The organism is Geodermatophilus sp. SYSU D00815 (assembly GCF_054050035.1).
This window is the reverse complement of record NZ_JBJGYO010000020.1, coordinates 58,863-79,572: the sequence shown is the minus strand read 5'-3', so window position 1 is coordinate 79,572 and position 20,710 is coordinate 58,863. Positions and strand designations below refer to the sequence as shown.

General features: G+C 75.4%; 23 protein-coding genes and 1 tRNA gene. 13 read left to right on the top strand and 11 right to left on the bottom strand.

Features of this window, described 5'->3' with window-relative positions:
• The first annotated feature begins 2 nt into the window (after window positions 1–2).
• Window positions 3–359: a DUF2568 domain-containing protein gene (locus tag ACI78S_RS18980; RefSeq protein ID WP_456976193.1), complete on the top strand. Its 357-nt coding sequence runs from the start codon at window positions 3–5 to the stop codon at window positions 357–359.
• Window positions 356–1,366: an alpha/beta fold hydrolase gene (locus ACI78S_RS18975; protein WP_456976191.1), complete on the top strand. Its 1,011-nt coding sequence runs from the start codon at window positions 356–358 to the stop codon at window positions 1,364–1,366. The genes ACI78S_RS18980 and ACI78S_RS18975 overlap by 4 nt, the downstream gene beginning before the upstream one ends.
• On the opposite strand, the gene ACI78S_RS18970 is transcribed toward ACI78S_RS18975, so the two are convergent.
• From ACI78S_RS18970 to ACI78S_RS18960, 3 genes are all read right to left on the bottom strand, one after another.
• On the bottom strand, window positions 1,253–1,840 hold the full coding sequence (locus ACI78S_RS18970; RefSeq protein WP_456976189.1) for a 5' nucleotidase, NT5C type: 588 nt from the start codon (window positions 1,838–1,840) through the stop codon (window positions 1,253–1,255). The genes ACI78S_RS18975 and ACI78S_RS18970 overlap by 114 nt on opposite strands.
• Before the next feature lie 80 nt (window positions 1,841–1,920).
• Window positions 1,921–2,895 (bottom strand): hypothetical protein, encoded by a 975-nt coding sequence (locus ACI78S_RS18965; RefSeq protein WP_456976187.1) that lies wholly within the window; start codon window positions 2,893–2,895, stop codon window positions 1,921–1,923.
• 7 nt (window positions 2,896–2,902) lie between these two features.
• Window positions 2,903–4,453 carry a TM0106 family RecB-like putative nuclease gene (locus ACI78S_RS18960; RefSeq protein ID WP_456976185.1) on the bottom strand — a complete coding sequence of 517 codons (1,551 nt, stop codon included), beginning with the start codon at window positions 4,451–4,453 and terminating at the stop codon, window positions 2,903–2,905.
• 350 nt (window positions 4,454–4,803) lie between these two features.
• Here ACI78S_RS18960 and ACI78S_RS18955 point away from each other — a divergent pair, with 350 nt between their 5' ends.
• Window positions 4,804–5,532: a hypothetical protein gene (locus tag ACI78S_RS18955; protein WP_456976183.1), complete on the top strand. Its 729-nt coding sequence runs from the start codon at window positions 4,804–4,806 to the stop codon at window positions 5,530–5,532.
• 106 nt (window positions 5,533–5,638) lie between these two features.
• A complete protein-coding gene (locus ACI78S_RS18950; protein WP_456976181.1) occupies window positions 5,639–6,196 on the top strand; it encodes an HXXEE domain-containing protein in 558 nt (185 codons plus the stop codon).
• A gap of 21 nt (window positions 6,197–6,217) precedes the next feature.
• On the opposite strand, the gene ACI78S_RS18945 is transcribed toward ACI78S_RS18950, so the two are convergent.
• A complete protein-coding gene (locus tag ACI78S_RS18945; protein WP_456976179.1) occupies window positions 6,218–7,843 on the bottom strand; it encodes a polysaccharide deacetylase family protein in 1,626 nt (541 codons plus the stop codon).
• A 179-nt stretch (window positions 7,844–8,022) separates the two neighbouring features.
• A complete protein-coding gene (locus tag ACI78S_RS18940) occupies window positions 8,023–8,439 on the bottom strand; it encodes a hypothetical protein (RefSeq protein WP_456976177.1) in 417 nt (138 codons plus the stop codon).
• 144 nt (window positions 8,440–8,583) lie between these two features.
• Between ACI78S_RS18940 and ACI78S_RS18935 the strand changes: the two genes are divergently transcribed.
• The 4 genes from ACI78S_RS18935 to ACI78S_RS18920 all read left to right on the top strand — a co-directional run bounded on the left by ACI78S_RS18935 (window position 8,584) and on the right by ACI78S_RS18920 (window position 10,591).
• Window positions 8,584–8,657 (top strand) — tRNA-Met (locus ACI78S_RS18935).
• Between the two features lie 130 nt (window positions 8,658–8,787).
• The gene (locus ACI78S_RS18930; RefSeq protein WP_456976175.1) at window positions 8,788–10,068 is read left to right on the top strand and encodes a cytochrome P450; all 1,281 of its coding nucleotides are present in this window, start codon (window positions 8,788–8,790) and stop codon (window positions 10,066–10,068) included.
• Window positions 10,065–10,259 (top strand): ferredoxin, encoded by a 195-nt coding sequence (locus ACI78S_RS18925; protein WP_456976173.1) that lies wholly within the window; start codon window positions 10,065–10,067, stop codon window positions 10,257–10,259. The genes ACI78S_RS18930 and ACI78S_RS18925 overlap by 4 nt, the downstream gene beginning before the upstream one ends.
• Window positions 10,260–10,315: 56 nt before the next feature.
• Window positions 10,316–10,591 (top strand): GNAT family N-acetyltransferase, encoded by a 276-nt coding sequence (locus ACI78S_RS18920; RefSeq protein ID WP_456976171.1) that lies wholly within the window; start codon window positions 10,316–10,318, stop codon window positions 10,589–10,591.
• A gap of 43 nt (window positions 10,592–10,634) precedes the next feature.
• Here ACI78S_RS18920 and ACI78S_RS18915 read toward each other — a convergent pair whose 3' ends face one another.
• From ACI78S_RS18915 to ACI78S_RS18905, 3 genes are all read right to left on the bottom strand, one after another.
• Entirely contained in the window at window positions 10,635–11,144 is a 510-nt protein-coding gene (locus ACI78S_RS18915; protein ID WP_456976169.1) for a VOC family protein, read from the bottom strand.
• Window positions 11,145–11,237: 93 nt separating this feature from the next.
• Window positions 11,238–12,374 carry a cystathionine gamma-synthase gene (locus ACI78S_RS18910; protein WP_456976167.1) on the bottom strand — a complete coding sequence of 379 codons (1,137 nt, stop codon included), beginning with the start codon at window positions 12,372–12,374 and terminating at the stop codon, window positions 11,238–11,240.
• Window positions 12,371–13,765: a cystathionine beta-synthase gene (locus ACI78S_RS18905; protein ID WP_456976165.1), complete on the bottom strand. Its 1,395-nt coding sequence runs from the start codon at window positions 13,763–13,765 to the stop codon at window positions 12,371–12,373. The genes ACI78S_RS18910 and ACI78S_RS18905 overlap by 4 nt, the downstream gene beginning before the upstream one ends.
• A 183-nt stretch (window positions 13,766–13,948) precedes the next feature.
• Between ACI78S_RS18905 and ACI78S_RS18900 the strand changes: the two genes are divergently transcribed.
• From ACI78S_RS18900 to ACI78S_RS18890, 3 genes are read left to right on the top strand one after another with little or no spacing between them, the layout of a single operon-like run.
• Window positions 13,949–14,473 (top strand): XdhC family protein, encoded by a 525-nt coding sequence (locus tag ACI78S_RS18900; protein WP_456976163.1) that lies wholly within the window; start codon window positions 13,949–13,951, stop codon window positions 14,471–14,473.
• Window positions 14,474–14,486: 13 nt separating this feature from the next.
• Window positions 14,487–15,809 carry an FGGY family carbohydrate kinase gene (locus ACI78S_RS18895; protein ID WP_456976217.1) on the top strand — a complete coding sequence of 441 codons (1,323 nt, stop codon included), beginning with the start codon at window positions 14,487–14,489 and terminating at the stop codon, window positions 15,807–15,809.
• Window positions 15,810–15,856: 47 nt separating this feature from the next.
• Window positions 15,857–16,036 carry a hypothetical protein gene (locus ACI78S_RS18890; protein WP_456976161.1) on the top strand — a complete coding sequence of 60 codons (180 nt, stop codon included), beginning with the start codon at window positions 15,857–15,859 and terminating at the stop codon, window positions 16,034–16,036.
• A gap of 45 nt (window positions 16,037–16,081) precedes the next feature.
• On the opposite strand, the gene hisN is transcribed toward ACI78S_RS18890, so the two are convergent.
• On the bottom strand, window positions 16,082–16,888 hold the full coding sequence (hisN, locus tag ACI78S_RS18885) for a histidinol-phosphatase (RefSeq protein ID WP_456976159.1): 807 nt from the start codon (window positions 16,886–16,888) through the stop codon (window positions 16,082–16,084).
• Between the two features lie 52 nt (window positions 16,889–16,940).
• On the opposite strand from hisN, the gene ACI78S_RS18880 reads away from it, so the two are divergent.
• Together ACI78S_RS18880 and ACI78S_RS18875 are read left to right on the top strand one after the other, a co-directional pair.
• On the top strand, window positions 16,941–17,477 hold the full coding sequence (locus ACI78S_RS18880) for a DUF2087 domain-containing protein (RefSeq protein ID WP_456976157.1): 537 nt from the start codon (window positions 16,941–16,943) through the stop codon (window positions 17,475–17,477).
• A gap of 92 nt (window positions 17,478–17,569) precedes the next feature.
• Window positions 17,570–18,301, top strand: coding sequence for a hypothetical protein (locus ACI78S_RS18875; RefSeq protein WP_456976155.1), 732 nt, complete (start codon window positions 17,570–17,572; stop codon window positions 18,299–18,301).
• Between the two features lie 89 nt (window positions 18,302–18,390).
• Here ACI78S_RS18875 and rsgA read toward each other — a convergent pair whose 3' ends face one another.
• Both rsgA and aroA read right to left on the bottom strand, forming a co-directional pair.
• Entirely contained in the window at window positions 18,391–19,278 is an 888-nt protein-coding gene (gene rsgA, locus ACI78S_RS18870; RefSeq protein ID WP_456976153.1) for a ribosome small subunit-dependent GTPase A, read from the bottom strand.
• 119 nt (window positions 19,279–19,397) lie between these two features.
• Complete coding sequence (gene aroA / locus ACI78S_RS18865; RefSeq protein WP_456976151.1) at window positions 19,398–20,678, bottom strand: 3-phosphoshikimate 1-carboxyvinyltransferase; 1,281 nt, start codon at window positions 20,676–20,678, stop codon at window positions 19,398–19,400.
• Window positions 20,679–20,710 lie beyond the last annotated feature (32 nt).

Here is a 20,710-nt window from a genome sequence, read left to right as displayed (position 1 = left end):
AGATGGGAGGAGGGGACGTGCTGGCGGTGGTGCAGGAGTCGAATCTCGCGTTGCGCCTCGCGGTCGAGGTGGCGGCGCTGGTGGCGCTCGGCATGTGGGGATGGCACCGCGGGCGGCACGGCTGGAGCCGGCTGGGCCTGACGGTCGGGGCGCCCGCGGCTGCCGCGGTGGTGTGGGCACTGCTGGCCGCGCCGGGCTCGACCGTCGAGGTGCCGGGACCGGTGCAGGCCGTGGTGCAGGTCGCCGTCCTCGGCGCGGCGACCGCGGCCCTGGCCGCGACCGGACGCCGCCGCCCCGCCGCGGTCCTCGCGGCGATCGCGGTGGGCAACGCGGGTCTGATGGCGGCGTGGGGCCAGTGACGACCAGTTCGCAGGCGGTGCCGGGTACGCGCCCCGGTCCGGCTCCGGCGGCAGGTGGCCCGACCGTCGTCCTGCTGCCCGGCGCCGGTGACAACGCGGCCTCCTGGCTGCCCGTGCAGCGCGCCCTGGCCCCGCAGGCCACCGTGCTGACCCACGACCGGGTCGGACTCGGCGACAACGCCTCCGTGCCGGCGAACGACCACTCCTTGGCGCGCTACCTGGCCGAGCTCGACGGCGCCCTCGGCACCCTGCAGACCCCCGTCGTGCTGGTCGGCCACTCTCTCGGCGGCCTCGTCGCTGCCGCCTACGCGGCCCGGCACCGGGCTGCGGTCGCCGGCCTGGTGCTGGTCGACGCCACCCCGCCGGCGGCCGGGAACGATCGGGCGGTGGCGGCCGGCTTCGCCGTCTCCGGCCTGCTGGCGCAGGGACTCCGCGCCGGGGCGCGGATCGGGCTGACGCAGCTGCTGCTGAGGGCGTGCTCGATGCCGGGCTACTCCGGGCAGCGGCAGCTGCGCGAGCGCCTGACCCGCGAGGAGTACCGAGCCTGGCGCTCGGCGGTGGTGCGGAGCTTCCGGCACGCGGCCGCCGACGAGCTGCGGGCGGTCCCCGCCGCGGCACGTGCAGCGGCAGAGCTGCTGCTCGAACCGACGACGGACGGTCCCGCGTTCGGCGACCTGCCCCTGGCCGTGGTCTCCAGCGCCGCCTACGGGCCCCGGTGGGAGGCCTGGCAGGCGCAGTGGGCGGTCGGCTCCCGGTGGTGCGTGCAGCACCGCACCGGCGACCGCTCCCACGACATCCACCTCCGCCATCCCGATCGCGTCGTCGATGCGGTGCGCCAGGTCCTGGCCGAGGTCGACCGCCGCCGCACCCCTGCTGACCGGCTCGGGGCGTGGTCAGAGGCGGACGGCGGCGTGGCTCAGGACGACGTCCGCGGCCTCGGCCCAGTCCCGGACCCGCGGCCCGTCGAGGTGCCGGTTGTACGGCTGGTCGAAGATCAGCGCGGGTAGCCCGGCCGCCCGGATGGCGGCGATGTTGGTCGGGCTGTCGTCGACGTAGAGGTCGGCGCCGACCCTGGGCTTGTCGGCCATGAAGCACAGGTCCCAGTACGGGATGCGGTGGCGCTCGAGCCACAGCACGGTGTCCGCCGCGCTCGCCGCGTGCGACCCGCTGACGATGAGCCGGTGCGTGATCACACGGACCCGGACACCGGCGTCCGACAGCCGCCACAGCGCCTCGGAGACACCGGGCAGCGGCTCGAGGTCGCGGAACAGGCCCGCGTCGACCGCGCCGGCGTGCAGGTCGAGGTACTCCTGACGGGAGCCGATGCCCCAGCCGCAGCGGGTCCAGTCCCAGTCCACCGGGTCGGGCAGGTGCTCGGCCGGCACACCGCGCACCCCGGCCACGTAGCTCCGGAAGCCGGCGGTGTAGTCGGCGCACACCCCGTCGAGGTCCAGACCGAGCACGAACGGGGTGCGCGTCACGGGAGTCGGATCGGCATGCGGTGCCCCCGCCTCGAGGCCCGGTGCCGCGCGCTCGTCGATCAGGTGGTGCCGCTGGCCGCTCACGCGGATCCCACCTGGGTGGAGGCGTGCAGCACCGCCCAGTCGGCCGGTGTCCCCTCGTCGTACGCCGCGGCGAGGACCAGCGGGGTGATGTCCTCGTAGCGGGTCGCCGCAGCCAGCCACGGGCCGGCGGCGGCAGCGTCCGGGCAGCCCGCCTCGCGGAGCTCGCTGTGCCATGCGGCGGCGATCCCCGCGGGCGTGCTCGCGACGGCCGCGGCGTCGGCCGGGGCCATCGGCCGGGCCAGCCAGCGACGCAGCTCGGCGGCCGTGCGCCCGTAGAACCGCCAGTCGAGGGCGAAGGGCAGGGTGGGCTCCTCGGCGCTCAGGAAGCGGCTGTCGGCGAGCAGGCGGTGCAGGTCGCGGGCGTCGGTCCGGGTGAACCCGCCGTCGCCGTCCCCCCAGGCCTGCAGGCTGCCGGGGGTCCGCAGCCGAGTGCCGGGCAGCGTGCTGGTGACCAGGTCGTCGAGGACGGCGTCGGTGAGCCGCCACCGCTCGTGCGGGTCCTCGTCGCCGGGCAGCTTCCAGGCCGCCCACGCGAAGGCGTGCTCCAGGTCGGTGATCCCGGTCGTGGACGGGGGCAGGTCGTCGTGGGTGGTCGGGTGCCAGACGTGGGCGGCCCGGAACCGGTCGGCGGCGGGCCGGCTGGTGCCGGCGACCGCCCACGCCAGTGCCTCGACCGGGTCCCAGCCGGCCCAGGCCTGCAGGCCGAAGGCCGCGCGCCGGACGTCGTCCCGGCTCGGTGGGGCTCCCGCGCCGACGGGGACGTCGACGACGGCTCCCCGTGCGCGGTCGACGCGGGTGTGCCGGCGGAGCCGCTCGACCGCCCGGTCCCGCGTGAGCGTGACGACCTGGTACAGGGTGTTGCCCGAGAGCGAGGAGCAGGCGCTCCAGGCGGTGTCCGCGGCGTCGCGCAGCCATGCCTCCTCGGACTCCAGGTCGACCGGGCAGCGGGCCGTCGTCGCGGCCTTCCTCATGCGGGCGTCACAGCCACGCGCGCAGCGCCGCCGTGGCCCGCACGTCGTCCTCGTTGTAGGCGAGCAGTCGGGCGGCTGCGTCGGCGTCGCCGGCGCGGGCCTGCTCCAGCCAGGCCTGCGACTGCAGGCCGCCGGGGTCCTCGTCGCGCCAGGCGAAGCCGGGCCCGTGGACGGCGAGCTTCTTCAGCCCGTGACCGTCGAGGCTGTCGACGGTGGCGCGGGCCAGCGGCAGCAGGTCCACCCACTGCGCAGGGTCGGCGGCACCGGTGGGGACAGGGCGCCCGGCGGCGGTGTGGATGCGGGCGATGCGGGTGGTCTCGGCGGGGGAGTAGTAGAAGACCGCGGTGCTGAGACCTGCCCCGGTGTCGGTGGCGATCTGGTCGGCCAGCCAGTCCAGGAAGCGGGTGGTGAGGTCGTGCTCCGCGGCGTCGTCGGCGACGTCGAAGTCGCAGAACGACGTGTAGACGGCGCCTGCCGCGTCGGTGCGGAGGACGCCCCAGAGGTAGACGCGCTCGGAGCGGTCCCACTCGCAGTCGACGTCGTACTCGACGTCGGCGCGCGGGATCGCCGGTGGGTCGGGACGCCGGCGCACCTGCACCCCGGCGGCGGCGAGGACCGCCTTGCCGTGCGCCTTCAGCAGCCGCGTCCTGCGCGTGGTCAGGTGGGCGGTCTCGGTCCGGTAGACGTCGTCGAGGAGGGAGTCGGGGTTCGCCGCGGCCAGGTCGGCGACGGTGTGGATGCCGGCATCGCGCAGCGCCAGGTACTCGCGGATGCTCAACGCCCCGCGCAGCCGGCCGCTGAGGTCGTCGGCGGGCAGGGTGTCGACGCAGACCGCGGCCCAGCGGCAGCCGTCGCACTCGCTGCTGCCGACGATGTCCACCAGCGGCTCAGGGTCGGTCGGCGCGCCGGTGCGCTGCCGGGCGACCTCGGCGACGGCGACCCGGAAGGCGTGCTCGTGGTCGTGGCGCTCCAGCGCGCTGCGCAGGGTCTTGCCGTGGGTGCGGGAGAAGGTCGCGAAGACCGGCTCGGACAGATCGAACCAGGTGAGCACCAGCGGTTCGACGATCCGTCCGCTCGGCCCGTCGGTGCCGACGACGGCGCCCCACGGGTGGTCGGCGGCGAAGTCGCAGGCCACGAGCATCCGCCAGTAGTGCGCCAGCTGCAGGCAGTCGGCCTCCGACCAGCGAAGCGTCGTCCCCGGCAGCGTGACGGCGGAGGCGCGTGCCGGTGCGGTCGGGAGGCTGACCGTGGCGGAGGAGCCCTCCTCCGCGCGGAGCGTGAGGTGGTGCTTGACGTCGGCGGGGTGGTAGCCGGGCCGACCGTCGGCCCGGTCGGCACCCCGCACGAGGAGGTCGGGCTTGCCGGTTCGACCGCCGGCGGTGTCGTCGGGCAGGCGTCCGCCGATGATCAGCGGCGCGCCGGCGGCCATGGCGGCCACGGTCGCGGCGACGTGCGCGCTCTTGGTGCCACCGTCCAGGGCGGTCAGGTCGACGGCGGTCGGCGTGGCGGTCAGCAGCGCCGCGAACACCTCGCCCTCGAAGGTGACCCCCTTGGCCATCCGCCGAGCGGACTCCGGGTCAGGCTGCCATTCCGGTTCGACCACCCCGGGATCGAAGGCATTGTGTGTCGCACGTGCGCACCCTTTGGTCGCATAGCCGCCCAGGAGTACTGCAGCATTCGGACGGGTCGATCGCTTGGCCACATGAGCGCATCGACCATGCCCGAAGCGTCCTTTAGCTGCTCGGCCGGAGAGCCGCTGGCGATGGCTCAGCAGCCGCTCGCCCTGACTTCAGCAAGTGGTCCTGGATGCCGAGCCTGACCGTGGGACCTCCTCGCGACCTCGTCGATGGCCTCGGGGTTCGTCGGCGCGAGCGTCTCGGTTGGTGGTCACTGCGGAGGGGGAGCCACATGTGCTGGCACGACAAGGGTGCAAGGGCGCCGAAGTACGAAGAGTCGATGGGGCGAGAGTTCCAGCAGATCCTTGATCGACACAATCTTCGGATCGACCGGAGGCCCGCTGGGTCGCGTGAGGAGATCATCACGGGGGTACTGCTGAGCTGCCTTCTCGGCTCCTCAGGGGTCGCGCGGTCCGCAATCGCCGTCGGCCTCCTCAATGCATCCGCCAGGTCGATGCAGAAGCGTTCACCGTATGGTTCGGTGCGAGTGCTGGATGCATATGCTCCGCCTCGGCCCATCGATCTGGTGATCATGGCGGAGAGTGCCGGAGAGCGGTTCGGGATCTGCGTTGAGGTCAAGCGTTTCAACACGAACTCGAACTGGATCCATCAGGACTACTGGCCGACAGAACTTGCGTGGCCGCGGTCCGGTCGTCCGCGATGTTCCTGCTGCAACGACCCGTGCGAGGGTTTGTGGCAGACAGACGTGGCTTCCTTCACGCCGAAGGGGACCGGTTGGCGAGAGTTGGCCGATGACGGGGGCTTCCCCATTCGTCACTACATCGTCCTTGCGCCGACGAGTCGAAAGAAGCGGCTGGCTCAGGACTTCTTCCCTGGCATGCACAGTGCTTGGGCGGTGGCTGACTACAACGCCTTCGTGGACGAGATGATCGGCTGTGCGGCCCCGAAGGGGATCGCGCCTCTCCGTCCCCTGTTGAGCCTCCTGATGCCTCCTTCGTGAACGCGCCTGTCTTCCGCGGGAGCGAAGCCCGCACACCCGGCTGACGCGGCCGTCAACCCCGCGATGGAGCCCCGTGGCGGCAGGGAAGAGGGAAGGATGCGAAGGCGTGAGCGCTCTCGCCCCGACCGGTGCCGCACGCCTGCCCCGCGCTGTGACGTGGGGACTGTTCGCCGCCTGGGCGCTGCACGACGCCGAGGAGCTGGGCACGATGGCCGGCTGGGCCGAGCGGGCACGGCCGCGGCTGGAGCAGGACCTGCCGTGGGTCCCACCCACCGTCTGGAACCGGATGTCGGTCTCCCAGGAGCACGCCACCGCCGCGATCGGTGTGATGGCGTGCGTCATCGGGGCGGCCGCCGCGCGCGGGGCGAGGACGAACGGGCGCAGCCCCTTCTTCCAGGCCGTGCTCGCCGGCTTCGGGCTGCACGCAGTCCCGCACGTCGCGTCGGCGGTGGTCACCCGCGGCTACACCCCGGGCGTGGTCACCGCGCCCACGGTGGTGGCCCCGTTCGCGCTCTGGGCCTGGCGGCGGCTGCACCGCGCCGAGGTGCCGATCGCCCCCGTCCCACCGGCGGCGCCGCTGCTGGGCCCGCTGGTCGTCGCCGGGGCGCACGTCGCGGCGGCGGGACTGCTCCGCGCGCGAGCCCGCTGGCGCCGTCGCGGGTAGCCGGTGCCGGCTCGGGGGTGATCAGCCGCCGTCCCGGGTGCCCGGCTCGACGCTGCTCAGCAGCTCGGGAACGGTCACGAGGGTGTAGCCCCGGGCCCGCAGCCCGTCGATGATCCCGGGCACCGCCTCGACCGTCGTCGGGTGGATGTCGTGCAGCAGGACGATCGCCCCGGGGAAGGCGCCGGCGAGGGCACGCTGCGTGGTGGTCGCGACGTCGAGGTTCAGCCAGTCCTGGGTGTCGACGTCCCAGAGGACCTGCGCGGCGCCGCGGGCGCGCAGCACGGCGGCGACGGTCTCGTCGGTCGCGCCGTACGGCGGGCGCACCAGGTCGGTGGTCACCCCGACGTCGGCGAGCGCCGCCGTCGTCCGGTCGATCTCGTCGGCGACCTGCTCCGGGCTCAGCATCGTCAGGTCGGCGTGGTCCCAGCTGTGGTTGCCGATCGCGTGGCCCTGGTCCGCCGTGCGGCGGACCAGCTCGGGCATCGCCGCGGCGTTGCTGCCGACCACGAAGAACGTCGCGCGGACGTCGGCCGCTGCCAGCACCCGCAGGAGCTGGGCGGTGTACGGGCCCGGACCGTCGTCGAAGGTCAGCGCGATGCAGGCCAACCGGGTGCAGTCGACCGTGCCGTCGGCGCCGGTCTGCTGCCCGACGGGCACGGTCGTGGGTGCGGGTGTCCGGTCCGGGACGCCGGCGAACGGCGCGTCGGCCGTGCTCGCGTCGCGGATCCGCCGGCCGGCACCGGTGAGGACGTCGGCGGCGTCGGCGGCCGGGATGCGGACGGCGACGGCGTCGAGCGACTGCAGACCCGCCTCCTCCCGGTCGAGCACCACGGTGATCGACCCGTCGGTGCCGAACCGCAGGTCGGTGCCGACGGTCAGGCTGCCCGGCGGGAGGTGCTCGACCTCGGCCCGGTCGAGCGCCGCGGCCACCCACCGGGCGAGCTGCCCGAGGTCGGCGACCAGCTCCGCGGAGGTCCACGTCCTCGCGGCCGCCACGTCGGTGTACACGCTGCTCGTCGTCGTGATCGTCCCCGTCGCGGAGCCGGTGTAGCTCCGGGACGTGAGCTGCACGCCGAGCACGTCCCCGGTCGCCAGCACCACGCCCCACCCGATGCTGAGCGCGTTCGAGACGCCCTCGCGGCGAGCGTTCTCGTAGCGCTCGACCTCGGCGTCCACCATCGCGGTGAGCACCTGGTCGAGCGAGTCCACGCCGGGGACCGTCACCGTCGCGATCCCGCGCCGGTCGTGCGGCTCCTCGGTCGCCCGGTGGCGTGGCACCAGCCCGGGGACCGACGCCGAGTCGAGCACCGGCGGGACGTCGACCACCTCCGGTCCGGCGTCCGCGGCGGGCGGGGACGGCGTCGGGGGCGGCGGACCCGACGGGGCCGCGGCGGCCGCTGACGGATCCGCCGAGGAGGGCGGGGGCGCGGCCGCCGCCGAGGACACCACGTCCACCCAGCCCGCGGCGGACGACGCCGTGTCCCTCGAGGACGTCGCGGTCACCGTGTCGACCCAGCTCGCCGCCGACGCCGCCGTCGCCGTCCGGGACATCGCGGTCCAGCCGCTGTTCCCGGGGGCGCACGCGGTCAGTGCCAGCGCCGAGGCGATCGCGGGCGCGATCCACCGGCGTGTGATGCGGGTCGGCATTCGGACTCCCGTGCTGGAGAGCCCAGACGCCTGGGCATCGGACCTGCTCGGCGCGCCACCTCGTCACGCGTGCCGGCATCGTGGCAGGGCCCGCACGACCGGAACGTCACGTTCCCGTAACGACGCCGCCGACCAGCGCGTCGGTCACGGGGCGTGTCCGGACGGGACCTTGGTCCCCGTCAGGGGAGGGAGGGCCTGGCCTCGTGCCGGTGGGTCGGCGTCGGCTGCGGGCGCTCGGCCCGCCGCGGGCGGGGCACCGCGGGGCGGCGGGGTCGTTCGGCGCCGACGAGCAGGGCGTGCGGGCGGGTGTCGTCGTCCTCGTCCGCGAGGCCGCGGACGCCGGCGGCCGACTCGTGCCGGGGGAGCGGTGCCCACCCGACCGACGGCGGCTCGGCCACGGGCAGCCGGAGGTCGGTGAGCGGCTTCCAGGCCTTGTGGCGCAGCCCGTCGACCACGCACCGGACCCGTGCCACGGCGAGCCCGGCGTCGTCGAACCGCCAACCGAGCAGCTCGCCGGGGTACCAGGTCCCGCGGTGGAAGACCTCCACCGGTTGGGGCTCGCCGGCGAACGCGTGCGTCGCCACGTCCCCCGTCACGGCGGCGACTGTAGGTGCCCGCCGCGGCACCCTCCGGCAGGCGCGCGTCCCGGCGGAACAGCCCCGTCACGCCAGCTCCCAGCCGTCACACCGGTGCCCGCCCGCCGCCTCCCCGGCGGATGCGTGTACCGTGGGATCTGCCGACGCGGGGTGGAGCAGCTCGGTAGCTCGCTGGGCTCATAACCCAGAGGTCGCAGGTTCGAATCCTGTCCCCGCTACTGCGGACGAGGCCCGGTGCGATGCGCACCGGGCCTCGCTCGTTCCCGGGTTCGGAACGGGATTGTGCCCGACGTCACCCCGCCCCTAGCGTGGGGACGGTCACCGCTGACCGTTCCCCGGGAGGGTTCCGTGTCGCTGGACGCCGCCGCCGTCGACCTGGACGCGCTCGACCTGTCCGACCGCGAGTTCTGGGGCCGGCCGCCGGCCGAGCGGCACGCGGCCTTCGACGCGCTGCGCCGCGAGCGCCCGTTCGCCTTCTTCGCCGAGCCCCACATCCCGCTGATGGAACCGGGGCCGGGCTACCACGCCGTCACCCGCTACGCCGACCTCGACGCGATCAGCTCCCAGCCGGCGGTCTTCTGCTCCGGCAAGGGGGCGGTCTCGATCGCCGACCTGCCCGCGGACTGGAACGAGTTCTACGGGTCGATGATCAGCATGGACGACCCGCGGCACGCCAAGATCCGCCGGATCGTCTCCAAGGCGTTCACCCCGCGGATGCTCGAGCGGCTGGTCGGGTCGGTGGAGCGGATCGCCGCCGACGTCGCCGCGCGGGCCCGCGCCACGGCCGAGGCCGGCGACGGCACGATCGACGTCGTCGCCGACTTCGCCGCGCCCATCCCGCTCGAGGTCATCTGCGACATGATGGGCATCCCGCACGAGGACCGGGCGATGGTGCTGCGGGCGACCAACGTCATCCTCGCCGGCGGCGACCCCGACCTGTACCCGGACCTCGAGGTGTGGGTGGCGGAGAACCTGCAGGCCGGCGCCGACCTCTCGGAGCTGATGAACCGGCTCGCCGCCGAGCGGCTGGAGCGGCCGACCGACGACCTGACCTCGGCCCTGGTCACCACCGAGGTCGACGGCGAGAAGCTGTCGCACCAGGAGATCGGCTCGTTCTTCATCCTGCTCTGCGTCGCCGGCAACGAGACCACCCGCACGGCGATCAGCCAGGGCGTGCTGGCGCTGTCGGAGCACCCGGAGCAGGAGGCCCGCTGGATGGCCGACCCGGCGCTGACCCCGACAGCGGTCGAGGAGGTCGTGCGCTGGGCCAGCCCGGTCACCTGGATGCGACGCACGGCGACCCGGGACGGCGAGCTGCACGGGCACGCCTTCCGGGCCGGGGACAAGTTCCTGCTGATGTACGGGGCGGCCAACCGCGACCCGGAGGTCTTCGCCGATCCCCACGCGTTCGACCTGGGGCGCACCCCGAACCCGCACGTGGGCTTCGGCGGCCACGGCCCGCACTTCTGCCTCGGCGCCCACCTGGCCCGGCGCGAGATCGGCGTGGCGTTCCGCACGCTCTTCGAGACCCTGCCCGACCTGGAGGTCACGGGGGAGCCCGACCGGCTGAAGGCCTCCTTCATCAACGGGCTCAAGCGGCTCCCGGCCACGCTGACGGGGGCGCGGTGACCCGCATCGAGGTCGACCGCGACCTGTGCGCCGGCACCGGTGGGTGCGAGGCCCTGGCGCCGGACGTCTTCGAGATCGGCGACGACGGCGTCCTCGCCGTCCTGGCGTCCGAACCGGGCCCGGCCGACCTGCCCGACGTCCGCAACGCCGTGCAGGTCTGCCCGACCCGGGCGCTGCGGCTGGTCGAGTGACGCGGGACGGAATCGGGTCCCCGCGGAAGGGGTTGGAGGCGACCGTGGAACCGACCGTGAGCGACGCACCCGAAGAGCACCGGTACGAGATCCGCGAGGGGGACCGCGTGCTCGGCATCGCGGCCTACCGCCGCCGCGGCGACGTCCTCGTGTTCACGCACACCGAGGTCGATCCCCAGGAGGGGCGCTCGGGCCTGGGCAGCACGCTGGTGCGCGGGGCCCTGGACGACGTCCGGGCCAGGGGCGGGAAGGTCGTCGCGCTCTGCCCGTTCGTGCGCGGCTGGATCGAGCGGCACCCCGACTACGCCGACCTCGTCCTGCACGAGTCCTGAGCGGAGTGCCACGGGCGCGGTTTTCCGCGCCCGTGGCACTCCGCTACAGCACCTGGCTGCCGTACATCTCCCCGAGCGGGTCGGCGATGAGCTCGATGCGGGCCCCGTCGGGGTCGCGGAAGTACACCGACACCCCGCTGTGCACCTCGTGCGCGACGCCGGCCTCCTCCAGCCGCTCGACCAGCTCCTGCCAGCGGTCGGGGTCGACGCTGATCGCCATGTGGTGCAGGCCGCCGAGCACCTCGGCGTACGGGCCCACGTCGAGCCCGGGGAAGTCGAAGAACGCCAGCAGGTTGCCGTTGCCGATGTCGAAGAAGAAGTGCGACGAACCGGGGTAGTCCCGGTTCTCGATCAGCTCGGTCAGCGGGAAGCCGAGCACGTCCTGGTAGAAGCGCACCGTCCGCTCGACGTCGCCGCTGATCAGCGCCGTGTGGTGCAGGCCGCGCGCGGTCGACGCGGGCCGCTCGCCCTTCGGCCGCAGGTGCGTGTCCCGGATCCGGGCGCGCTCGGCCTCGAGTGCCTCGAGGTCGCGGCCGTCGGCGGTGGTCGTCATGCCCGCATTCTGCCCCCCGCGACGGGCGCACGTGGCCCCCTTGCAGGGTCCCCGCCGCGAGCGTGCGAGCGGCGGGGAGCCAGGGGGTCCTTCTCAGGCGAGCGCGTGCTCCAGGTCGGCGAGCAGGTCGTCGACGTCCTCGATGCCCACCGACAGCCGCACCAGGTCGCCGGGCACCTCGAGCGGCGAGCCGGCGGCGCTGGCGTGGGTCATCCGCCCCGGGTGCTCGATCAGCGACTCGACCCCGCCCAGCGACTCGGCCAGCGTGAACAGCCGCGCCCGCTCGCAGACGCGCAGCGCCGCCTCCTCGCCGCCGGTGAGGCGGAACGACAGCATCCCGCCGAAGCCGGACATCTGCTTGGCGGCGAGGTCGTGCCCGGGGTGGTCGGGCAGCCCGGGGTAGAGGACGGCGCCCACCGCGTCGTGCCGCAGCAGGAAGTCGGCGACCGCGGCGGCGTTGGCCGAGTGCCGGTCCATGCGCACGCCGAGGGTCTTGATGCCGCGCAGCACCAGCCACGCGTCGAACGGCCCGTTGACCGCGCCCATCGCGTTCTGGTGGAACGCCAGCTCCTCGCCGAGCCCGGCGTCGGCGACCACCAGGGCGCCGCCGACCACGTCGGAGTGCCCGCCGAGGTACTTCGTCGTGGAGTGGACGACGACGTCGGCGCCGAGGGTCAGCGGCTGCTGCAGGTACGGCGAGGCGAAGGTGTTGTCGACGACGAGCAGCGCGCCGGCGTCGTGCGCCACCGACGCCAGCCCGGCGATGTCGGCGACGTTGAGCAGCGGGTTGGTGGGCGTCTCGCACCACACCACCCGCGTCCCGGGCCGGACGGCGGCGCGGACGGCGTCGAGGTCGCCCAGGTCCACCGGCGTGTGGGTGACGCCCCAGCGGGCGAGCACCTTCGACAGCAGGCGGAACGTCCCGCCGTAGGCGTCGCCGGCGAGCACCACGTGCGAACCCGGCACGCACACCGTGCGCAGCAGCGTGTCCTCGGCGGCCAGCCCGGAGGCGAAGGCCAGGCCGGCCGCGCCCTGCTCCAGCGACGCCAGCGCCTCCTGCAGCGCCGTCCGGGTGGGGTTGCCGCTGCGGCTGTACTCGTAGCCGCCGCGCAGCCCGCCGACGCCGTCCTGCTTGTAGGTGGTGGTCAGGTGCAGCGGCACGATGACCGCGCCGGTGGCCGGGTCGGGGTCCTGGCCCGCGTGGATGGCGCGGGTGTTGAAGCCGGTCATGACCCGACGGTAGGCGCGAGGCCGGCCAGGTGGCCGAGCACGTCCTGGCGGGTGACCACCCCGGCCGGCTTGCCGTCGACGTGCACCACCAGCGCGTCGGCCGACCCGAGGGCGGCGACCGCGGCGCTGACCGGCTCACCGGAGCCGATGATCGGCAGCGGGTCGGACATGTGCCGCTCCACCCGGTCGGCCAGGCTGGCCCGGCCGGCGAACAGGGCGTCGAGCAGCACCTTCTCGTCGACGGCGCCCACCACCTCGCCGGCGGTGACCGGGGGCTCGGCGCGGACCACCGGCAGCTGGCTCACGCCGTACTCGCGCAGGATGTCGATCGCCTCGCGGACGGTCTCGTTCGGGTGCGTGTGCACCAGCGTCGGCGTCGCCCCCGACTTCGCGGTGAGCAGCTCGCCCACGGTCTCGCCGCCGGCGACCTCGAGGAAGCCGTAGTCGGCCATCCACTGGTCGTTGAAGATCTTGCCGAGGTAGCCGCGGCCGCCGTCGGGCAGCAGGACGACCAGGACGTCGTCCTTGGTCAGGGTCCGCGCCACGCGCAACGCGGCGACGACGGCCATCCCGCACGAGCCGCCGACCAGCATGCCCTCCTCGCGGGCCAGCCGCCGGGTCATCGCGAAGGAGTCGGCGTCGGAGACGGCGACGATCTCGTCGGGCACCGACTGGTCGTAGGTCGACGGCCAGAAGTCCTCGCCGACGCCCTCGACCAGGTACGGGCGGCCGGTGCCGCCGGAGTACACCGACCCCTCCGGGTCGGCGCCGACGACGCGCACCCGCCCGCCGGAGACCTCCTTGAGGTAGCGCCCGACGCCGCTGATCGTGCCGCCGGTGCCCGCCCCGGTGACGAACGCGGTGACCCGGCCCTCGGTCTGCGCCCAGATCTCCGGCCCGGTCGTCTCGTAGTGCGACCGCGGGTTGGCCGGGTTGGAGTACTGGTCGGGCTTCCAGCCGCCGGGGGTCTCACGGGCCAGCCGGTCGGAGACCGAGTAGTAGGAGCGGGGGTCGGCCGGGTCGACGGCGGTGGGGCAGACGACGACCTCCGCGCCGTACGCCTTGAGCACGTTGATCTTGTCCTGGCCCACCTTGTCGGGGCAGACGAAGATGCACCGGTAGCCGCGCTGCTGCGCCACCAGGGCCAGCCCGACGCCGGTGTTGCCGCTGGTGGGCTCGACGATCGTGCCGCCCGGCCGCAGGATCCCGGCCTCCTCGGCGGCGTCCACCATGCGGACGGCGATGCGGTCCTTCACCGACCCGCCGGGGTTGAGGTACTCGACCTTGGCCAGCACCAGCGGCGCGTCGGGACCCAGGTCGCGGGTCACGCTCCGCAGCCGGACCAGCGGGGTGCCGCCGATCAGGTCCAGGACGGACTCGGCGTACTGCACGGGGGCGCCTCCTCGGGCGGGTGGTCGGTCGCTCCCATCCCACCAGACCGCCGGCCGACGGGTTCGCCGGACGGTGGCCGCCCGCACGGCACGACGACCCGGCCGCACCCCGCTCCGACGTCCTCTCCTCGCCCGAGCCCGCCGACGTGGTGGTCCGCTCCCTCGACGGGTGAGGATGCGGGCATGACCGATCCGAACTGCGGCGTCGCCCACGGCGCGGCGGCCGAGCGGCCCGCCGGCCGCGTGCTGGTCGCCGTCTTCGCCTCGCCGGTCTCGGCGTGCCTGGTCCGCTACGGCGCCGACCTCGGCTTCCGCACGGTGCTGGTCGAGCCCGACGCCGCGCGCCGCGCGGCGGCCGTCGCCGACGTCGTCGTCGCCGGGTTCGACGAGCTGGACGACGACCTCGCCGCGGCGGACGCCGACGTCGTGGTGACCGACCACCACCGCGACGAGCTGGGCGTGCTGCTGCGGGACGCGCTGGTCCGCCCGGTCCGCTGGGTGGGCGTCATGGGCAACCCGCGGCACGAGGGTCCGCACGTGGCGGCGCTGGCCGCGCTGGGGGTGCCGCCGGAGGAGGTGGCGCGGGTGCGCCGCCCGATCGGGCTCGACATCGGCTCCCGCACCCCGGCGGAGATCGCGGTGTCCACGCTCGCCGGGCTGCTCGCCGACCGCAACGGGCGCTCGGGCGGCTTCGCGCACGCCCGCTGACCTCGTGGACCTGATGCTCGGCGCCGACGTCGGCACCAGCGGCCTGAAGGTGGTCGCGCTCGCCGCCGACGGGACGGTGGTCGCCGAGGCCGAGGCGGGCTACGAGCCCGACCGGCCGCAGCCGGGGTGGGCGCAGAACGACGTCGGCACCTGGGCCGGGGCGCTCGAGGAGGGGCTCGGCCGGCTGGACCTGCCGGCCGGCGCCCGCGTGCTCGGGCTCGGGCTCTCCGGGCAGATGCACGGAGCGGTGCTCGTCGACCGGGCCGGGGCGGCGCTGACGCCCGCGCTGCTGTGGGCCGACTCGCGGGCCACCGCCGAGGTCGCGCGCTGGCGCGCCCTGCCGCCGGCCGACCGGGCCGCGCTGGCCAACCCGCTCGTGCCCGGCATGACCGGCCCGCTGCTGGCCTGGCTGGCCGCGCACGAGCCGGCCGCGGTCGACCGCGCCGCCGCCGTCCTGCTGCCGAAGGACGCGCTGCGCGCCGGCCTGGTCGCCGGGTCGCCGCTGGTCACCGACCGCAGCGACGCCTCCGCCACGCTGCTCTGGGACGTCGTCGCCGACGGCTGGTCGGCCGCGGCGGTGGCCGCGGCCGGGGTGCCGGCCGGCCTGCTGCCCGCCGTCCGCCCGTCGGCGGAGGTGGTGGGGACGGCGCGGCTGGCCGTCGGCGAGGTGCCGGTCGTGGTCGGCGGCGCGGACACCCCGCTGGCGCTGCTCGCCGCGGGGATGGGCGACGGCGTGCTGGTCAACCTGGGCACCGGCGTCCAGGTGCTGCACGCGGGCGCGCGGCCGGTCGCCGCCGACGACCCGCCCGTGCACCGGTACGCCGACGTCGACGGCGGCTGGTACGCGATGGCCGCGCTGCAGAACGGCGGCTCGGCCTGGGCGTGGGTGCGCCAGGTGCTCGGGTTCTCGTGGCCCGACTTCTTCGCCGCGGCGGGCTCGGTGCCCGCCGGCGCCGGCGGCGTGCGGTTCCGGCCCTTCCTCACCGGCGAGCGCGGCGGCGTCGCCGGCCCCGAGGACCGCGGCAGCTGGACCGGGCTCGGCCCGGGGACCACGCGGGCCGATCTGGCGCGCGCCGCCGTCGAGGGGGTCGTGCAGGCGGTCGGCGCCGCCTTCGCCCTGCTGGAGCGCCCGGACGGCGACGTCGTCCTCACCGGGGGCGGCGGGCGGGAGCCGCTGGTGCGGCAGCTGCTCGCCGAGGTCCTCGGCCGGTCGCTGCGGTACGTGCCCCTGCGCAGCGCCTCCGCGATCGGCGCCGCGCTGCTGGCCGGGCGGGCCGCGGGCCTCGACGCGCGCCCCGCCGCGCATGGAACCGCCCCCGGGCGGGCACCGTTCTGATCGGAGACGGGCCGCTTCCCCTGGCCCCGCCGCGAAGGAGGAGCGCGATGAAGTCGTCGATGTTCGGCAAGGTCAGCGAGTTCGCCAAGAGCCCGCGGGGTCAGCAGCTGCTGCGTGACGCCGCCGGCAAGGCGCAGCAGTTCGCCAAGGACCCGAAGAACCGGGCGAAGATCGAGGGGCTCCGCCGCCGGTTCTCCGGCGGCCCCGGGGGCACCACACCCCGCTGACCCGCACGACGGGAAGGGCGCGCCCCGCTGGGGGCGCGCCCTTCCTCATGCGGCCTCTGGGGGCGGGCGCAGCATCGCCAGCGCGGCGTCGTGCAGCACCCCGTTGGTCGCCAGCGCGCTGCCGCCGGCCGGTCCCGGCTGCCCGGTGAGCGCGGTGAACCGCCCGCCGGCCTCGCGCACGACGACGTCGAGCGCGGCGAGGTCCCACAGCGACACCTCCGGCTCGCAGGCCACGTCGACCGCACCCTCGGCCAGCAGCACGTAGCTCCAGAAGTCGCCGTAGGCCCGGGTGCGCCACACCGACCGGGTCAGGTCGAGGAAGCCGCCGAGGAGGCCCCGCTCCTCCCAGCCCGAGAGGCTCGAGTAGCTGAGGCTGGCGTCCGACAGGTCGCGCACGCCCGACACCTGGCAGCGGGTGGCCGACTCCAACCGCCGGCCGGTCCACGCGCCGACGTCCTTGGCCGCCCACCAGCGCCGGTTCAGCGCCGGCGCCGACACCAGGCCGACCACCGGTTCGTCGCCGTCCAGCAGCGCGATGAGCGTCGCCCACACCGGCACACCGCGGACGAAGTTCTTGGTGCCGTCGATGGGGTCGAGGACCCAGCGGCGGGAGCCGTGGCCGGTGGTGCCGAACTCCTCACCGATGACGGCGTCGCGGTGCCGCGCCCGGTCGAGGGTGGTGCGCAGCTGCTCCTCGACCGCCCGGTCGGCGTCGGTGACCGGGGTGAGGTCGGGCTTGGTGTCGACCTTGAGGTCCTGGGCGCGGAACCGCTCCATGCTGATCGCGTCGGCCTGGTCGGCCAGCACGTGGGCCAGCCGCATGTCCTCGGTGAAACCCAAGCCCGACGTCATGGATCCCGAACCTACTGGTAGCGGGACCGGACCGAGCGCATACGGTCGGGGAGTGGACGCCGCGACCCTCGTCGGGCTGCTCGCCGACGACACCCGGTTGAAGGTCGTGGCCGCCCTCGCGCTGGGCGCCGGGACGCTCGAGGAGGTCGCGGAGGCCACCGGGCTGCCGCTCAAGGACGTCGCCCTCGCCGCCCGCCGGCTGGCCCGCGGCGGGCTGGTGCGCCGCGACGGCCGGGTGCTGGAGCTGCGGGCCGACCGCTTCGGCACGGCCGCCCGCGCCGCCGCGGCGGCCGCCCCGCCGGCCGAGCCGCTCTCGCCGGACCCGGCCGAGGACGCCGTGCTGTCGGCCTTCGTGCGCGGCGGGCGGCTGGTGTCGATCCCCGCTCAGCAGTCGAAGCGGCGGGTGGTGCTCGAGCACCTCGTGCGCGTGTTCGAGCCGGGCGTCCGCTACCCCGAACGCGAGGTCAACGCGCTGCTCGCCGTCTGGTACCCCGACCACGCGGCGCTGCGCCGCTACCTGGTCGACGAGGGGCTGCTCAGCCGGGAGGGCGGCGTCTACTGGCGCACCGGCGGCTACGTCGACGTCTGAACGTGGGCGGGGAGCACCGCCCGTCGACGACCGGCCGTTCCCGCCCGCGGAAACCGGTCGCCCCGCGCCGGTCCGGCCGTCAGACTCCCGGCGTGGTCAGCGCCGTCGACCTCGCCGCGCTCGCCCGGTCCTCGCCGTGGCGCTGGTCGACGCTGCGGTTCACCAGCGGGCGGTACCGCGACGGCGCGTGGGAGCCGGTGATCCGGGCGTGGGTGCGCCGGCCGGACGCGCTGCGGGTCGAGACCGCCGCCGGCGCCGTCCTGCAGGCCGGCGTCCAGCCCCCGGCCCCCGGCGCGCGCGTCGTGCTCACCGCGCCGGGACGCGCCCCTGCGGCCGTGCCGCCGGCGCCGGCGCCGGTGTTCCGCCCCGACGGCCTGGTGGCGCAGCGACCCCCGCGCTGGGTGCTCGACACGGACGCGCCCTTCTACGAGAACTACTTCTGGGTGGCGATGCTCGACCCGGTCGAGCTCGCCGACGGGGAGGACGGTCCGCCGCTCGTCGTCGAGGGTGTGGCCGAGGTCGACCACCACGGCCGGCCGGCGTGGGAGGCCGTCGTCCGCACGACGGCGTCGTACGACCCGCGCTGCGGCTGCTGCGCCCTGCTCGACTCGCTGGAGAACGCCCGCCGCGAGTGGGAGTCGAACGGCTACCCGCTGCCCCGGCAGCCCGGCGCCTACCCCGACCGCTGGCGGGTCCGGCTCGACGTCGGCACCGGTGTCTGCGTGCTCACCGAGGAGCTGCTCGACCTGCCGCGCGGCAACGGCCACGAGCTGCGCATCGAGGCCGTCGACGAGCCGATGGCCGACGTCCTGTTCCGGCGCTGACCCACCCCACCGCCACCGAGCTTTCGGTGCAGGAAGCCCGCCGGAGCCCCGGGCTTTCTGTACCGAAAGCCCGCCGGAGGTGGCCGCGGTCAGTAGCCGGGGCCGAGCTGGCCGACGGCGTCGACCAGCCGGCGGAAGCTGGCCAGCCGCTCGGCCCGCGCCGGCGGACCGTCCGCCGCCCACGCGTCGAGCGCGCAGTCGGGGTCCTCGGCGGTGTGCCCGCAGCCGGGCGGGCAGTCGACCGAGGCCTCCTCGAGGTCGTCGAAGGCGGCCAGCACGTCCTCGGCGGTGACGTGCGCCAGACCGAAGGAGCGGATGCCCGGGGTGTCGATCACGGTGCCGCCGCCGGGCAGGTCGAGCAGCACGGCCGACGACGACGTGTGCCGGCCCTTGCCCACCTTCGTCACCTCGCCGGTCGCCCGGTAGGCGTCGGGCACGAGCCGGTTGACCAGGGTCGACTTGCCGACGCCGGACTGCCCGACGAACACGCTCATCCGCAGGTGCAGCCGGTCGACCAGCTCGTCGAGCGGCTGCTCCCGGGAGACCGCGACCGCGTCGAGGTCGAGGCCGGCGTAGCGGTCCAGCAGCGCCCGCGGGCTGCCCAGGTCGGTCTTGGTGAAGCACAGGAGCGGGTCGAGCCCGCCGGCGTAGGCGGCCACCAGGCAGCGGTCGAGGAAGCCGAGCGCCGGCTCCGGGTCGACCACCGCGGTGACGACGACGAGCTGGTCGGCGTTGGCGACGACGACCCGCTCGGTGGGGTCGGTGTCGTCGGCGGTGCGGCGCAGCACCGTCGTCCGCTCCTCGATGACGACGATGCGGGCCAGGGTGTCGGGCCGGCCGCTGGTGTCGCCGACGACGCGCACGCGGTCGCCCACGACGACGCCGTGCCGGCCCAGCTCGCGCGCCCGCATGGCGGTGACCTCCACGCCCGACCCGTCGAGCCGCACGGTCATCCGGCCGCGGTCGACGGCGATCACCAGCCCGGGCAGCGCGTCCTCGTGCGCCGGCCGCTGCCGGGTGCGCGGGCGGGAGCCGCGCCGGTTCGGCCGGACGCGGACGTCGTCCTCGTCGAACCGGCTGTCGATGCTGCGGGGGCTCAGCGGTCGGCTCCGACCGGGTCGCCGAGCAGCCCGTGCCAGCGCTCGACGAAGTCGGGCAGCGTCTTGCTCACCGCGCCGGGGTCGGCCACCTCGACGCCGTCGATGGCGAGGCCGAGGACCGCGCCGGCGTGCACCATGCGGTGGTCGGCGTAGGAGTCCAGCCGGGCCGGGCGGCCGGGACCCGGCTCGACGACCAGTCCGTCGGGCAGCTGCTCCACCCGCGCGCCCACGGCGGTGAGCACCTCGTCGAGCGCCTGCAGGCGGTCGGTCTCGTGGCCGCGCAGGTGGCCGATGCCGGTGAGCCGCGACGGCCCGTCGGCCAGCGCGCACAGCGCCGCGAGCACCGGCGTCAGCTCGCCGACCTCGCCGAGGTCGGCGACGAGCGGCCGGATCCGCCCGCTGCCGGTCACGGTCAGGCTGCCGTCGGCGCGCTCCACCGCCGCGCCCATCGCGGTGAGCAGCCCGTCCAGCTGCGCGCCCGGCTGCGTGGTGACCTCGGGCCAGTCCGGCACGGTGACCCGCCCGCCGGTGACCAGCGCGGCGGCCAGGAAGGGCGCGGCGTTGGACAGGTCGGGCTCGACCACCCGGTCCAGGGCGGCGATCCGGCCGGGCGCGACCCGCCAGCCGCGCGGGGTGGCGACGACGTCGACCCGGTGCTCCCGCAGCGTGGTCACCGTCATCTCCACGTGCGGCATCGACGGCACCCCGCCGGCCAGGGCCAGGTCGACGCCGCCGGCGAACCGGGCGGCGGCCAGCAGCAGGCCCGAGACGATCTGCGAGGACTCGCTCGCGTCGACCGTCACCGCGCCGCCGGCCACCCGCCCGGTGCCGTGCACGGTGAACGGCGCCCGGCCGCGGCCGCCGTCGTCGACCTCCACCCCGAGGGTGCGCAGGGCGGCGAGCAGACCGGCGTTGGGCCGCTCGCGCAGCCGCGGGTCGCCGTCCACCCGGACCGGGCCGTCGGCCAGCGCCGCCACCGGCGGCAGGAACCGCAGGACGGTGCCGGCGAGCCCGGCGTCCACGTCGGCCGGGCCGCGCAGCCGCCCGGGCGTGACCACCCAGTCGCCGCCGTCCTCGTCGATCCGGACGCCGAGGGCGCGCAGCCCCGCGGCCATGAGGTCGGTGTCGCGGGCGCGCAGCGGCCGCACGATCCGGCTCGGGCCGTCGGCGAGAGCGGCCAGCACCAGCGCACGGGCGGTGAGCGACTTGGATCCGGGCAGGCGGACGACCGCGTCGACCGGCGCCGAGCGGTGCGGCGTCGCCCAGATCTCCGTCACGGACGTGATTCTGCCGTGGCCCCTGGACGGGG

Coding starts and splice junctions, on each gene's coding strand:
- ACI78S_RS18910 (WP_456976167.1), bottom strand. CDS start 12,374: ATGACCGGCTTCAACACCCGCGCCATCCACGCGGGCCAGGACCCCGAC.
- ACI78S_RS18965 (WP_456976187.1), bottom strand. CDS start 2,895: ATGAGGAAGGCCGCGACGACGGCCCGCTGCCCGGTCGACCTGGAGTCC.
- ACI78S_RS18955 (WP_456976183.1), top strand. CDS start 4,804: ATGTGCTGGCACGACAAGGGTGCAAGGGCGCCGAAGTACGAAGAGTCG.
- ACI78S_RS18900 (WP_456976163.1), top strand. CDS start 13,949: ATGACCGATCCGAACTGCGGCGTCGCCCACGGCGCGGCGGCCGAGCGG.
- hisN (WP_456976159.1), bottom strand. CDS start 16,888: ATGACGTCGGGCTTGGGTTTCACCGAGGACATGCGGCTGGCCCACGTG.
- ACI78S_RS18915 (WP_456976169.1), bottom strand. CDS start 11,144: ATGACGACCACCGCCGACGGCCGCGACCTCGAGGCACTCGAGGCCGAG.
- ACI78S_RS18890 (WP_456976161.1), top strand. CDS start 15,857: ATGAAGTCGTCGATGTTCGGCAAGGTCAGCGAGTTCGCCAAGAGCCCG.
- ACI78S_RS18945 (WP_456976179.1), bottom strand. CDS start 7,843: ATGCCGACCCGCATCACACGCCGGTGGATCGCGCCCGCGATCGCCTCG.
- ACI78S_RS18980 (WP_456976193.1), top strand. CDS start 3: ATGGGAGGAGGGGACGTGCTGGCGGTGGTGCAGGAGTCGAATCTCGCG.
- ACI78S_RS18960 (WP_456976185.1), bottom strand. CDS start 4,453: ATGGCCAAGGGGGTCACCTTCGAGGGCGAGGTGTTCGCGGCGCTGCTG.
- ACI78S_RS18895 (WP_456976217.1), top strand. CDS start 14,487: ATGCTCGGCGCCGACGTCGGCACCAGCGGCCTGAAGGTGGTCGCGCTC.